Genomic DNA, 14,999 nt, shown 5'->3' with positions numbered 1-14,999 from the left:
GGCGTACCGACGCCGCTTCTGAAGGAAAATACGACGTCGGCATACAGAAGTATGACATCGGCATACCGAAAAACAAAGAAGAAACACGACGATCAACGTATATTAATTGCTTTCGTTGGTAATCCGATTACAATCCTAATATCTGTTTTTGGTCCAGAAGTTCATTCCTTAATTTGTCGTAATCAATGTCTTGAACGGCTTTTTTACTATCAATGGCCTGCACAGCGGCTACGGCCGCACTCTGTCCCAAAATCATAAACACCGGTTCCATTCTAATCGAACCAAAAGCAATATGGGATGCCGACAGGGAAACAGGCACCAATAAATTCGTACATTCTTTTGATTTGGGTAATATGGCTCGATAAGATATAGGATAAGGTGGAAATTTACCCACTTCCACATTTCCTTCATTTTTCACCATTCCATTTACAACAATACGCTGTACATTATGACTGTCCATGGTATACGCAGCCATACCGATTGGATCGGTGATTACTTCTTTTCCTCTACAATTGCGCTCTGTCATAACGTATTCCCCGATCATCCGTCTGCCCTCGCGCACATACAATTGTGGCGTAAAATGTCCATGCTCGACATATTCGTCTTTCGGATATCCCCAGTTTTTCACAAAATTCTGTAGCTCTTTTGGAACGCGTTCGTCATTTATATAAAAATAAAGTAAACCCTTAACATGAGCCACGTGTTCCTCGAATATTTTCTTCCGCTCTTCGAAGCTTGCCTCGGGCCAATTATGGTTAGCACCGATTAGGTTGGTCGAAAATGCTCCACGGTTGTTAATATCCGTTTTGCGGTTCGGCATCCGGCTCCAAATAAAATAATTATTTATCTTGCGATCCTTGGGCTGCGCGTCAAATAAACGTACCAAAAGCTCGTACTTTTTTGGATCATATCCTTCCGGTTTCGTTATCGGAATCATATTTTCCGTACTGTCTGTCAAACAGATCCGAAAATTATAAGCCTGAACCAGTTTGTCCCCTGTACCAGTAGGATTCGCCTGTCCGCTGCTTATTCCCGGCAATAGACCACTTGATGGATCTCCCGGAACGACATACGGACTTACACCGTCGGGAAATTGATGATAACCGGATTGTTTTCGGTATGCTGCTAATTGATATCCATTTAATGTCTCCTCATAAACACTATTGTCTTCTCTCCCCACCGTATGCGATACGCCTGCCATGGCAAAAAGATCTCCTTCGTATGTACAATCTAAAAAAACCTCTGCTTCAATCCGTTGTGTGGTTTTATTCGAACCATACGTATGGGCTAAATCAACGGATCTAATTTGTGTTTTTTTCTTATTTACTTTTTTTATACGCTGGTTATAAATAACCGGAATATCTGCTGTTTGGATATAGGTTTCAAAAATTTTCTTCGCTTCTTTCGGTTCAAACTTCCAGGATTCATCCTGGCCATATACTTCACCTAATTGCTTATAGAATTCTCGTGATAACCCACCGATAGCATTTTTATTTCCGATATCAGTTTGGCCCAAGCCACCGGATGACAAACCTCCAATGTGACCGTCCGGCGATATCACCACCACTGATTTTCCCATATTTTTTGCCGTATAGGCAGCAACTATTCCTGCAGATGTACTACCGTAAATACAGATATCATATTTTTCATTAGCACATGTTGTTGTTATGCTCGTTAGTACGATCAACAGCAGGAATGCATATTTTATCATAAGCTTTCTCATTTTTTTGATTTTTATATCTACTAAACAGTGTTCTTTTTCTACTACGATTTCCTATTTTATAAAAACTTATTCTACGCTCACAACCTGACCAAAGACACCTATATTGCTGAGAAAAAAGTGCGGTTGATTTTCAAAGGTTTCCATCACCCTGATTCGGATAAATCTCACCACAGGCGCATCCATAGAAATAGTAATTTCATGACCTTCCTGCGCTGCAGCTATATCTTCAAACGTTACCGGCTGTCCCGGAGACAAACCAGAGGGTCGGACGACTTCATACTCTCCTAACTTATTCCAATTAGCATAATTACCGTTAGGACCAGGGTTGTCTGTTCCCCAAAACTCTATCTTTTTAGGGTTGGCATTAGCATAGAGCAGTGTAGGTTCCGATACAGTTCCCCGTTGCCAAAACTTAAAACGGGTCAGCTTAGCGGTTACTCCCATATCGATTGTAACCTGATTGGGCACTCCCGAGTTGGTCGCTGTACGATACCACCCGCCCGATCCGGAGGCAGCACTTTCAAGATCTCTGTTCCAAAGAAAAGGTATCCGGTTTGCCCCAAAATCAAGTGGATCATTCTCCAACCTATGTGCAGCAAATCTGCTATAATCTAATTCCCTTTCTATTAACCGAATCTCTTCCGTTTTAAAATCGGTATAAAAGGTATCTATCGCCAACGAGTAAGGACGATGCCAGGTACGGTAATCAAAGCTACCACCTAATACCACATTATTCAATGTGGTATTTGTTTCGGATATCGGTACAAAAACGGTCGTTGCTACACCATCTTTGTCTATATAACGGATTTCAGATCCAATTTCGTTACCTTCTGGGTTGAACCAGGAAATAATGGCCTGATCCTCTAAATAGCTGATATTTTCTATCGCCCGATGAAAACAATTTTGTTGATATTCATCACCATACACTTGCCCTTCTACGGTTGATTTTATCGATCTGCTCCCTTCCATATTAATGGAATAGATGTCAAAAGAATAAAAACGTTCCTCTAGATCATCAATAACGACGCCTATACTATCAACTCCGTCTGTTTTATTTACGTCAATCGTTAAAGAATCTAAATAACTATTCCAATAGACTTTCATCTGGGTAATATTCGGATCCTTTATTCTCCAGGAAAGCAAGGCTCGGTTTTTACCCGGATGGAACAAAACGGAGTCTGCCTTCCCTGTATAAATGATTTCTCCCCCTTCAAGAAACTCTTTATAAAAATGGTCTTGCTTTCTACAGCTAAAAAGCAGGCAGCTTATACATATATATGCGAACACGCATTTCATTATTATTTTCATGGTATATCAATTAACAGGTTGACCATATAATCTAAACAAACTCATCCAGAAATAATCCGTAACACCATACGTACGGAGAACTCTTATACGGAAGTAGCGCATGGGCTCTATATCAGCGGAGTATATATCGTATTCGTGCCCTTCTACGGCAGCCGCAATATCTTCCGGCGAATTATTAGGAATCGGAAGACCCGATGGTTTAGTCAATTCACAATCGGCAATTTTTGTCCAACTATCAAAGGATCCATCTGGATTTGGATCATTACTGCCCCATAATTCAAAAAAACGTGGACTTCCCGCTGTGTATAGCAAATCCAGCTCCGCCACCGTTCCTCGCTGCCAAAATTTAAAGCGACTTAATCTTACCTTTTGCTTCATATCAAATGTCACCTGGGTTGGCATCGGCGTGCCATTATCCGTACGGAAATATGATCCTGCACCAGATAGATTATTGTTCAATAAAAAACTCAATACGGCGTTATTCCAGTGGTTCGGATCATTGGGCATCTTCATTGCTGTGAACAAAGTACGATCCAGCTCCACTTCATATATCGGAGTCAATTCTGTATTCAATATGTCCGATCTATTGCCCCACCGATCATTTACAAATATTCTAAAAGATTGCAGTCTCGATTCCAAACCTCTGACCTTCAAGACATCTGTTTTTTTATTCGTATAAAACGTTTCGACGGTATACCATTCACTGTTTTCATTTATACTTTCTACCACCACGGAAACTTCTGCTTCTTCATCATTCTCAAATTCAATGGCCATTCCACCAAAGGCTTCATCGACCTTTAATGATCTAAAAATAGTGGAAACAGGGGGCTCCAACGGGTTTACTTTTATGGTGACAGGTTCAGACCTTTTCAGATTTCTCCCGACAGAATACAATTTCACCTCATATTCCCGTGAAGAACCAAATCCAGCAATCTCCAACGAATGATTGTAGTTAGAAGATTTAGACGTTACTATCCTCCCTTGTCCCATATCTACTTCTGCTTCCACGTATAATAGCGAGGTCTCACGGGGAAGCGTATAAGAAATCTCAACCTTTCCAGGTTTATTTTCTACTTTTGGATCCCTTACTGCTTGTGGAATAACGTCACTATCATACATTATTTTGGTAACCTCCTCCTTACACGAAGAGGTCAATAATATAGCGAGTATGGGTATAATAATAGATTTTATCGTTTTCATCTCATTTAATTATATACAAAAACATGAATTACCATCCCGGGCTTTGTATCAAACCCTTATTCCGTAACATTTCCGATTCTTGAATAGGCCAGAAATAATCTTTCAACCCAAAGGTCTGGTTAAAAATAACAACAGGTCTATAATAGGTTTCCGGTGCTTCTTGCTGCGTGTCCCAACCAACAATTGGATTATTGAGTACCTGTGGAGCCGTCCGCCACCTCCTTAAATCCCAAAAACGGCTTCCTTCAAAAGCAAGTTCTATACTTCGCTCCCGGCGAATAATATCACGCAGCCCTTGTTTTGTGTTGTATTTATTAGGCTGATTAGAATAATTACGCCAAGATTCTTCTATCGATTGGAGACCAGCCCGCGTTCGTATTAAATCCAAATAATGAAATATTTCAGGCGAGGGACCAAAGACCTCATTAGATGCTTCGGCGTATAACAAATATAAATCGGATAGCCGCATAATCGGCCATGGATACCGTTGCACTGTCCACTGCGCAGCTTGAGCCGCATTCAAATAGTTTACCACTTTTTTGGGGAGGTATCCGGTAGCGGAGTAGGCGTATGCGTGTCCCGATGCGGCCCCTCCCAGCCTACTTTCCACATAGAAATTATCCTCATCCTCCAGTCGGCCGTGCCCATACCATCTTCCGCCGTCAAATCCTAAATAGGCATAAAAACGCGGTTCGCGGTCGAAATTGAGCGCCACCGTCGTATAGCCCTCTTTGATGTAGTTTTTATCAATATGCTCTGCTGTTTTTAAAGTATAGCGGTTGGCATAATCCCAAGATGTGTCCTCTTCTATGGGCACCCCATTTTCCGAGTAAAACAAATCCACGATAGAGAGGGGCACGGATAAATATCCCCCAAAATATGTGGCATTCCCCGGAAACAGACGTGGGTAGGCAGCGGTCTGTATACCTCCGGCTGTACTGTTGGTGCTTCCCCAGATGATTTCCGAATTCCACCGTTCGGTCATCGCGGTGCGGAGATCCAATTCCGTCTGCGTTGTATCGGAAATATCGTATCCGGTATTGCCGATATAATGCAGCTGCATATCTAATGCGTGGCAAAGATCAATAGCTTCTCTACAAGCATCGGCAGCTCTTACCCATTTCTGCTCCTCATACTGGCTGTTAAAAAGGTTTTCTCCGCGCGAGTTCCGATACTGCGGAAAGTCCATGTTGCCGTTGAACAACGGGCTGGCTGCCGTAACCAAAACCTGTGCTTTAATCGCCATGGCTATCGGCTTGGTAATTCTTCCCAGCTCTTCCACCTCAAATTGAACTCTATCAGGCAAATCAACAATTGCTTCATCCATTAAACCGACGATATAGTCCACGACCTGATCGATAGGATCACGCGTTATGGCTTTGACTTCATCCACACTCACAGAAATCGGTGGGCTTTCGTGCATGATCGGAATCGGACCATACATACGCATAAGCCAAAAGTGATAATAAGCTTTCAGAAATTTCGCTTCGGCACTCATTTTTGCTTTGTCGTAGACTGACATGTTTGGAACCAGATGAATATTGTCGAGGAAGATATTACAATCCCGGATGCCTTGAAATATATTATGTCCTCCCCTACCTCCTTGCCAGTAATCAATAATCGGGTCTTGCACATTTTGCAGACCTCTAGCAATGGCAAATGAATTATATTCATAATAAGAATTAAACCACATTTCATCTGCTCCCGCAATCGCCGGATTTCCACTATAGGGATCCGCAAAACCGGGAAGCCAGGAATAACAGGTAAACAGATATTTTTCGGCCGTCAAAGGCGTGCGAAATGCGTAATCGAGCGTCGGTATATTATCCGGAGTCACATCCAGATAATTACAAGACGTTAATGTTCCTACGAAAAGAAGGTAAAGTATGTGTTTCTTAAATTTCATTTTTGACAATTTTAAAAGGATACGTGAACACCTAGGTTATATACCCGCTGCACAGGGTAACCGAGACCATTTCCCGCCATTTCGACATCCCACAACTTGAAGCTGCTTAACGTCAGTAAGTTGATACCACTAGCGTAAATGCGAATACTTTCCAATCCGATACGTTCCAGTTTGGATCGCGGAATGGTGTAACCAAATTCGGCATTTTTCAATCTTAGGAAAGAGCCGTTCCGCATAAACCATGTGCTGGATTGTATGTTGTTGGCATGGTCCATTGTGGTAAGCCGAGGCCATAGTGCCATGACATTTGCATTATCTTCCGACCAATGATTATCGGCGTAAGCTTTTAACAATTGGTTGTTATAAGTAATTCCTGAACTTCGTTCAGCATCATCGTAATAATAGGCCGTAAAAGGAGCCGTGGCCTCGGGATCTATCCAGAAAGACTCCTGTGCCAGTCCTTGAAAAAAACAGGATAAATCAAAGTTTTTAAAACCGGTAGAAAAACCAAAACCATATACAATTTCCGGTCGTGTCGGATTCCCGATAGGCACTTGGTCCAATGGCGTAATCTGTCCGTCGCCATTCACATCTCGGTACTTAATATCCCCGCCCCGCGTCGGTGTCAAACCGAAATTCTGTATAGGTGAATTAGCCACTTCCTCATCATCTACAAATAGACGTTCGGCGATATATCCCCACCGCTGGGTTAGCGGATAGCCAATTTTTGATCGCCAAACCTCCGGATCGTATTCCGGCTCTTCATTCACCTTATACTTACTCGTGGCATAGGTAAAATTACCACGTGCTGTAATCCAGAAATCTGGTGAAAAATTATGCTGATAATCCACCGACATATCCATTCCACGCCCTAATGCCTCACCGACATTTGCTCTGATGGCTGCCGAAAAACCCATATACGCTGGAATAAAAGCCCGTGTCATCAAGATATTCTTTCGATACTCCGAAAAGAAGTCGGCTTGTATACCAACCTTATTAAAGAGTTTCAGTTCGACGCCTAAGTTTGCCTTTTGTGCGATTTCCCAAGTAATATCGGTATTCTCATAACGGCTGACGGAAACACCACTATTGGAATAATTCCAATCCGTCCCAAATACAGCTCCTCGCCCAGACACATCCATATTGACGTTGGAAAGGTAGAAAAAACGATCGTTCGCACTACCGATTTCGTCATTCCCCACCAATCCGTAGGTGGCTCTTAACTTAAACAAGGGTACAACGGACGAAAAAGGTTCCCAGAATTTTTCGTTCGACACCTGCCAGGCTACTCCTCCCGACGGGAAAAAACCAAACCTATTGTTCGTATGAAATCGTTCGGATCCGTTATAGCCAAAATTAAATTCTGCCGAGTAACGGCTATCATAATTATAGGTAAACCGTCCAGACACTCCTATATTTCGGGCTGGGAGTGATAGCTGTAAACTACCCGCATTCGCGTCCAGCGCCTGACGCATAATATAAACCATCATCGCGCTTATCCCATGTTTCTCCCGGAACGTACGGTTATAATTCAATGCCGACTCCAAATAAAAAACAGATTTTATTGTTTTTGATCCGGGATCAAAACTTAAATATTCCTCTCCAACGGGGTAGGGACTTCCGCTCCGTTCGTTCAGCACCTGTAATGTCAAGTCTCCGGTTTGGGAGTCGTAATAAGAGGGCTGATAATAAAACGGTGAGTAAGCGCGTGATAAACTGAAATAAGACTGGCGGTTTGTATTCGCCATGGCACGAAAAGAAAGTCCCTCTGTTAAAAACGAAAGGTTTTGTTTCAATTCAAATTGCGCCATCATCACCGAACGGGAATAGTCACGGTATCCTTTTACCATGTCTGCGTAAGGATTGATATAACGACCCAAATTTGATCCCCCAAACATGATATGTTCTAGATGGCCGTATTGTTCCGTTTTTGGATAGTAAGCGGGAAACATAACGGGATTGCTGCGCATGACATTTTGGTACATTTCTTTACCACCGTCCAGTGGTCCGGTATATTCGTCAAACGTACCATACATGCGGACGCCTACCTCCGTTGTTTTCGTCAGGTTAACGTTGACATTCGAACGTAGAAGGTATTTTTTGAGGTCTATATTGTTGTTGAAATTACTTTGTCCACCTACTTTCAACACACCATTGTCCCGCGTAAACGCACCCGCAAAATAATAACGGGCGACTTTCCCTCCTCCACTAACGCTTAAATTGGCACGCTGGTTCATGGTATAGTCCCGAAAAAGCTCTTTCCGCCAATCCGTGGCCGGATACATATAAGGATTTGTTCCCGCTATCGTATTGTCTATTTTACTTTGGGGATATAGCAATCGGGCTAATGGATCCCGAGTTTTCACCGCTTCGTTATGCAACCGCATATACGTAATGGGATCGGCAAGCTCCACATTCTGGGTTGGTGTCGAAATAGAATTTTCGATACGGAAAGAGATTTTCGCCGGTCCTTCTTTTCCCTCTTTCGTCGTGACTAATATAACACCATTTGCGCCCCGTGCACCATATAAAGCGGTTGATGCCGCATCTTTCATGATGGTAAAGCTTGCAATATCATCCGGTTGTAGATTCCGTAAATCGGTGGTGGAAAATTCGACGCCATCGATGAGGATTAAAGGATCGACCTTTCCGGTTCCGAAAGAGGTCACTCCACGGATAAAAAAATCCGCATTATCCTGTCCAGGCTCTCCACTCCGTTGGTAGGCAATTATGCCGGCAATTCGCCCTGCTAACGCTGTTGTCAAGTTGCTTGACGGTATCCGAAGCTCATCCGGATTGATCGTGGTCATCGCCCCCACGACCTCCGATTTTTTCTGTGTACCATAAGCCACCACAACTACTTCATCTATGTCGCTGTCAGCGTAGTGCATCTTCACGTTCACAACAGATCTGTCCTTAACCGGAATTTCCTGCCTATTGTATCCGACCATACTGAAAACCAATACCGCATCTGCAGGCACTTCCAGCACATACCGGCCGTTCAGATCGGTGGTTGTGCCGATTCTATTGTTGTCCTTCACTCCTACCGACACACCGGAGAGGGGCGTTCCTAAGGAATCCGTCACTAAACCGTTCACCGTGTTAGACGCTTGTTGTCTAACTATCACACGTTCTTTTTTTATTATGGTTTTAGGCACAGCTTTCACCACAATCGTTCCATCATGCAATTGATACGTCAGAGGTTGGTTTTCTGTGAGCTTATCCAACGCATTTTTGAGCGGTACATTTTGTAGGTTCACACGCACCTTTTTGGTGTTTCGAAGTGCTTCCTCAGGATAAATAAAACGGTAGCCGGTCTGCTGCCTGATGATGGAAAAAGCAGTTTCCAGCGATTTGTTGTTTAAATGCAATGTGACAGTCTGCGCAAGTCCGGTCGACATAGCGTGTAATGTCGCAATTAGCATAAAAGCAATTGTTAGTTTCATTGCTAGGATATTTTTTTTAGACAGGTAGATACAACGGTCTCTACGCCGTTGTCTCGTACGGATATTATGCATACCTTTGTTATAGATTAAGGTTATAAATAAAACAATTCATACAGTTAGTGTAGCTTTAGTCTTTCTACTGGGGGTATGGCTGTACCCTCAGTTTATCGACTTTTCTTTTGATTTCATCGTTCTTTTTCTCTCATCATTATATTGTCTTTTAGTTTAACAAGTTCTATTTTCTAACACGGAGTTTCTTCCCCGCTATTGTAATTTTGTATGGCGTCAGGTCGTTCAATACAGCGCAGACAACCTCAATGGATTCACTTTTCTTAATTCCACCGATATACCTCTTATCAGGGAGGGGGATTGTAATATCCAATTCTACATTATACCAACGGGCAATATCATCCAATACCTCCTTCAATCGTTTACTATCAAAATAAAAATAGCCTTCTTTCCAGGCCAACGCTTCCTCGAGATCGGCTTTCCCAACTTCAACATTTCCATTTCCACTTACAGCCGCATAACCTGGTTCGATAATTTTACTATCTTCCGGTGTGCTGACTTTAATTGTACCCTCTGTTAAAATCGTTTTAATTTTTTCTTTATAGAGGTGCGTATTGATATTAAATGCCGTTCCTAAAGCCTCTACCTGGGTTCTTCCTACGCTTACCCTAAATGGCCTAGTGACATCTTTGGCGATCTCAAAATAAGCCTCACCGCGTACGGTTACTTTTCGTTCGTCTCCTGCAAAGACTGACGGGAACTCCAATTCAGAATCGGCATTCAACCATACCTTTGTTCCGTCCGCCAATTGGAGGTGGTATGTTCCTCCTAAGGGTACCTGCAATTTGTGATGTTGTATTGTTGCATTTTTTGCTGTGCGATAATCTAATGTTGAACCCGAGATAGGCAGAATCATCTTGCCATCCACTATGATATCCTCTTCCTGCTCTTCCAGTACTGTTATGGTACCATCGGATAAGGTCAACGTAGCTAGGGTTCTTCCCGGAGCCACCTCCATCGTCTTTCCGACGTTTTCCGTCAATCTATTCTCTTCTTGTTTTTTAAGAAAGAAACTTCCAGCTACTCCGCAAATGATAACTATGGAAGCTGCGGCTACCCACCATGTCCTATGCCCGATCTTTCTTCTTGTGTTATGATGATATTTTTCGCGTACAGATTGCCAATCTTTTTCGACATCAATTTTTTGATAGTCCGTAAACCTTTTATTGATTTCTTCTAAGGGTAAATCTTGGTTAGTCATCCACGAACGCAATGTTGGATATTTTTTCACCATATCCATTAGTTCATTGTATTCCACTGCAGAAATATTACCTTGTATATATTTGGAAATAAGCTCTGCAGCTTTTACATATTCTTCATTCATCGGTTCTCTTATGTATCGTTTTTTATCTTTATGCTACCAATCCCTTGGGATATAACACTAAGACACTCATGAATGAAAAAAGGATGAAAGGGGGGAGGAATTTTTCTAAAAAAAGATAAAAACAAAACTTTTCAGTACGGACATGACCGGAGCGAGTCTATGTCGAAGAAGTTCTACCGAACGTCTTTTTTGCGTTTTTATCGTATTGATCGAAACACCACATAATTCGGCTGCTTCCCTATTTGATTTGTCCTCCAACCACGTCAGTCTACAGACTTCCTGACAAGATTTCGGAAGGGACTCAATGGCTTTATATAAGTTATGAATAGTTTCTGCATAAATCATGGCATCTAAAATACGAGTATCGTCTATCTCATTCCATGGATTGATTTGATGGTATTCATTCTGAACTTTCTGATGCCTGATATAATTGAGAGCTGTATTCCGAACAGCGGTATAAAGGTAGCTTTTTATTGCTTTTTCATGAGAAGGAAGTTCTTCTGCCTTCTCTAACATTTTCACAAAGGTATCTTGAACAATGTCTAACGCAGCTTCTCGGCATTTTACAATATGCCATGAAAATTCTACAAGTGCAATGTAATATTGCTCAAATAGCATTTTTATCTGCGCCTCTGTCAAAACCTTATTCATACGTTAAATTCATAACTGCTTCATACTTTTGATGTCGCAAACATATGTAAAATAAATAAAGACGTTATTATAGAGCTGTTATCAAAATATTAAGTTCAGTTTAAATATAGTAAAATAATTTCCATTATCAATCGGGAATAATTTTGAAAAAATCACAGACTAATACTTACACCTCTCCACAAAAAAATACACGCATTTTTTATAACGAAAAAATTACTTCTCCCGCGGCTATTTAAAATTTCTTCCTTTATAAAAAACACCCTCCGCTGTTCCTTCCGGAGTATTTTCGAGATCTAACAACCAATTATTTAGATTAAAACACTGTTGCACTACAACATGGATGACGCGTTCTTCTACTTGTATATGTCCAGTCACCATCAAGAGTTTAGCTTGCAATATCTCCCGACGATATTTTTCAAATACCTTTCCCCAAAGTACCAGATTGGCAAAACCTGTCTCGTCTTCAATGGTTACGAACAGTACGCCTTTGGCTGTTCCGGGCCGCTGCCGTACGGTAATGAGGCCACAGACTTTAACCGGCATTCCGTTTTTTAAAAGTGGTAATTTATCGGTAGGCAGTACGTGCAATAAGTCCAGCTTCTTTCTTAAAAAAGATACCGGATGCGCCTTGATAGATAGCCCTGTTGTTGCATAATCCTGCACCACATGTTCACTTTCGGACATAAAGGGCAAACGAATCTGTTTTTCCTGCGGATTTGATGTCTCCTGTCCTTTAAACAAAGCAATTTGTCTGTCTTGTACCGCGGCAACTTCCCACAATGCTTGTCGGCGATCCAAACCTATAGACCGAAACGCGTCGGCATCTGCAAGCCTTTCTAATGTAAACATAGACAGTATATCCGCCAATTGATCCACCCGTGTATAATGTTTATGACGGCATTGAATTAATTTCTCGATATTTTCCTCTTTTAAACCTTTAACCTGTCTAAAGCCTAACCTTAACTTATGCGGACATATCCCAAACTCCCCTTCCAATGTATTATCCCAAAAAGAGTGGTTTATATCTACGGGCAATACTTCTACACCGTTCTTACGCGCATCGATGATAATTTGAGCTGGCTGGTAAAAACCCATGGGCTGACTATTTAGCAAAGCAGCAGCAAACACATCAGGGTAATAACACTTTATCCAGCTCGATACATATACAAGCAGCGCGAAAGAAGCCGCATGGCTTTCCGGGAAACCATAGCTACCGAAGCCTTCCAGTTGCCGAAAAACACGTTGTGCAAATTCTTCCTTGTATCCATTAGCCAGCATGCCATTTACCATTTTATCACGGAAGTAACTCACTTCTCCTTTCGATTTAAAAGTTGCCATACTACGCCGCAGCGCGTCGGCTTCAGCCGGTGTAAAGCCTGCGGCCACGATAGCAATTTCCATCGCCTGTTCCTGAAATAACGGAACCCCTTTTGTTCGTTCCAAGATACCTTTAATTTCTTCTGACGGGTAGTCTATTGCCTCTTCTCCGTTTCGTCTCCGCAGATAAGGGTGCACCATATCCCCTTGAATGGGGCCAGGCCTCACGATAGCCACTTCAATAACCAAATCATAAAAACAGTTAGGTTTCAAGCGAGGTAACATAGACATCTGTGCCCGGCTTTCAATCTGGAATACACCCAAGGTATCCGCTAGACTGATCATATCATAGACTTTTTTGTCTTCCGTGCCCATACTCGTCAACGTTAGTTCATCACCATAATGTCTTTTTATCAGGTCAAACCCTTTGCGGATACAGGTCAGCATACCCAATCCCAACACATCCACTTTAAGGAATCCCAACGCTTCCAAATCGTCTTTGTTCCATTCTAGATTAGTACGTTCCTCCATTCGAGCGGGAATAATAGGACATAACTCATGAATTTTGCCTTGCGTAATAACAAAACCACCCGTGTGTTGCCCTAGCTGCCTTGGAAATCCAATCAGCTGCTCGGCCAATTCCAATATTTTGCGGAAGTGTGGATCTTCAACATGGAACCCATGCTCCTTAAACCGGTCAGGCTCCAAAGCACTATCCCAGTGTGAACCAATCGTTCGGGATAACCTGCTGAGCGCATCCATAGATAACCCCATAGCCTTGCCTACATCCCGTAAAGCCCCTTTCGCACGTTCTTGTGTCACCGTCGCAACAATAGCGGCTCGATCCCGACCGTATTTCTCATAGATATACTGGATAACTTCCTCCCTTCGTTCATGTTCAAAATCGACATCAATATCGGGCGGTTCGTCTCGTGCATCTGACATGAATCGAGCAAACAACAACTTTATATCAGTAGGATTAACCGATGTGATTTCCAGGCAATAACATACAATGGAATTTGCCGCCGAACCACGCCCCTGACATAAGATACCACGTTCACGGGCAAAACGCACATAATCATATACCGTCAAAAAATAGGACGCATAGTTTTTTCGTCGGATAAAGTCTAGCTCCATTTGTATGGTAGGTGCATGCTTCTCTAATTCCGCTTCATTAAAAAGTTTTTTTGCTCCCTGCCATACCCATAGTTCTAATTCTTCCTGTGGTGTACGCCCCTCCTGCGTAAGTTCTTCTGGGTAGACATATTCCAGCTCATCTAACGAAAAACGGCACGCATCGGCTATTCGGATGGTATGTTCCAATGCCTCCGGATAGGGCGCAAACAAACGTTCCATTTCTTCCTGTGGTTTTAGATACCGTTCGGCATTGGAGTGCAAGCGAAAGCCTGCCGTATATATCGTACATTTTTCACGGACACAAGTCAGGATATCCTGCAATTCACGACGTTCCGGAATATGATAATGGACATCACCTAAGGCTACCACAGGGATATGAAGCCATTCGGCTAAATCATACAGAAGAAACAGTCGTTTGGTATCATTCCCTTGATAAGTGCGGGATAATCCCAGATAAATTTGCCCTTTCAAATGGGCAGCATACGCAGCCGCACTTTCCATAAAAGCCGCATCTAACTCAAAATTATCCGAAAGTGTGGTCGGTGGTACAATGATAAACAGTAAATCTTCTTTATGGATGTATACATCCGCTTGGTAAAGATGACATTTTCCTTTTTCCGTCCGCAAGTTCCCCGTTGTCAACAAGCTACACAATTTACTATAACCTCTCTTATTCTTCGGATATGCCAATAAGCCAGGTCCATCCAATAGATCCAAACGGCAACCTAGGATAAAACGTATCTGATGTTTTCGTGCCGCCACATGGGCACGCACAGCGCCTGCCAAACTATTTCTATCCGCAACAGCTATAGCTTCATAACCTAACGATGCCGCTTGTTTCACTAGCTCTTCGGGATGGGATGCACCTCGAAGAAAACTAAAATTACTGGTTACTTGCAATTCTATATATCCCATGAT

The 14,999-nt window shown here is 42.4% G+C and carries 8 protein-coding genes; all 8 read right to left on the bottom strand.

The window, feature by feature from the left end; genetic code table 11:
- Positions 1-127: 127 nt before the first annotated feature.
- Entirely contained in the window at positions 128-1,723 is a 1,596-nt protein-coding gene (locus G5B43_RS00270; RefSeq protein WP_165292732.1) for an FAD-dependent oxidoreductase, read from the bottom strand.
- A gap of 66 nt (positions 1,724-1,789) precedes the next feature.
- Complete coding sequence (locus tag G5B43_RS00265; protein WP_165292731.1) at positions 1,790-3,019, bottom strand: DUF4998 domain-containing protein; 1,230 nt, start codon at positions 3,017-3,019, stop codon at positions 1,790-1,792.
- An 18-nt stretch (positions 3,020-3,037) separates the two neighbouring features.
- Positions 3,038-4,231 carry a DUF5000 domain-containing lipoprotein gene (locus G5B43_RS00260; protein WP_165292730.1) on the bottom strand — a complete coding sequence of 398 codons (1,194 nt, stop codon included), beginning with the start codon at positions 4,229-4,231 and terminating at the stop codon, positions 3,038-3,040.
- Between the two features lie 28 nt (positions 4,232-4,259).
- Complete coding sequence (locus G5B43_RS00255; RefSeq protein ID WP_165292729.1) at positions 4,260-6,137, bottom strand: RagB/SusD family nutrient uptake outer membrane protein; 1,878 nt, start codon at positions 6,135-6,137, stop codon at positions 4,260-4,262.
- An 11-nt stretch (positions 6,138-6,148) separates the two neighbouring features.
- Positions 6,149-9,583, bottom strand: a complete 3,435-nt coding sequence (locus G5B43_RS00250; protein ID WP_240904674.1) for a TonB-dependent receptor — start codon at positions 9,581-9,583, stop codon at positions 6,149-6,151.
- A 235-nt stretch (positions 9,584-9,818) separates the two neighbouring features.
- A complete protein-coding gene (locus G5B43_RS00245; RefSeq protein ID WP_165292727.1) occupies positions 9,819-10,976 on the bottom strand; it encodes a FecR family protein in 1,158 nt (385 codons plus the stop codon).
- A gap of 105 nt (positions 10,977-11,081) precedes the next feature.
- Positions 11,082-11,627 carry a sigma-70 family RNA polymerase sigma factor gene (locus G5B43_RS00240; RefSeq protein ID WP_165292726.1) on the bottom strand — a complete coding sequence of 182 codons (546 nt, stop codon included), beginning with the start codon at positions 11,625-11,627 and terminating at the stop codon, positions 11,082-11,084.
- Between the two features lie 228 nt (positions 11,628-11,855).
- Complete coding sequence (locus G5B43_RS00235; RefSeq protein ID WP_165292725.1) at positions 11,856-14,996, bottom strand: error-prone DNA polymerase; 3,141 nt, start codon at positions 14,994-14,996, stop codon at positions 11,856-11,858.
- Between the last annotated feature and the right edge of the window lie 3 nt (positions 14,997-14,999).

Origin of the sequence: Sphingobacterium sp. SGR-19 (assembly GCF_011043555.1) — a bacterium.
Lineage (GTDB): Bacteria > Bacteroidota > Bacteroidia > Sphingobacteriales > Sphingobacteriaceae > Sphingobacterium.
This window is presented reverse-complemented; position numbering and strand designations above follow the sequence as displayed.

Bases quoted from the DNA above. Each gene is read 5' to 3' on its own strand.
- G5B43_RS00270 (WP_165292732.1), bottom strand. From the start codon at position 1,723: ATGAGAAAGCTTATGATAAAATATGCATTCCTGCTGTTGATCGTACTA.
- G5B43_RS00265 (WP_165292731.1), bottom strand. From the start codon at position 3,019: ATGAAATGCGTGTTCGCATATATATGTATAAGCTGCCTGCTTTTTAGC.
- G5B43_RS00260 (WP_165292730.1), bottom strand. From the start codon at position 4,231: ATGAAAACGATAAAATCTATTATTATACCCATACTCGCTATATTATTG.
- G5B43_RS00255 (WP_165292729.1), bottom strand. From the start codon at position 6,137: ATGAAATTTAAGAAACACATACTTTACCTTCTTTTCGTAGGAACATTA.
- G5B43_RS00250 (WP_240904674.1), bottom strand. From the start codon at position 9,583: ATGAAACTAACAATTGCTTTTATGCTAATTGCGACATTACACGCTATG.
- G5B43_RS00245 (WP_165292727.1), bottom strand. From the start codon at position 10,976: ATGAATGAAGAATATGTAAAAGCTGCAGAGCTTATTTCCAAATATATA.
- G5B43_RS00240 (WP_165292726.1), bottom strand. From the start codon at position 11,627: ATGAATAAGGTTTTGACAGAGGCGCAGATAAAAATGCTATTTGAGCAA.
- G5B43_RS00235 (WP_165292725.1), bottom strand. From the start codon at position 14,996: ATGGGATATATAGAATTGCAAGTAACCAGTAATTTTAGTTTTCTTCGA.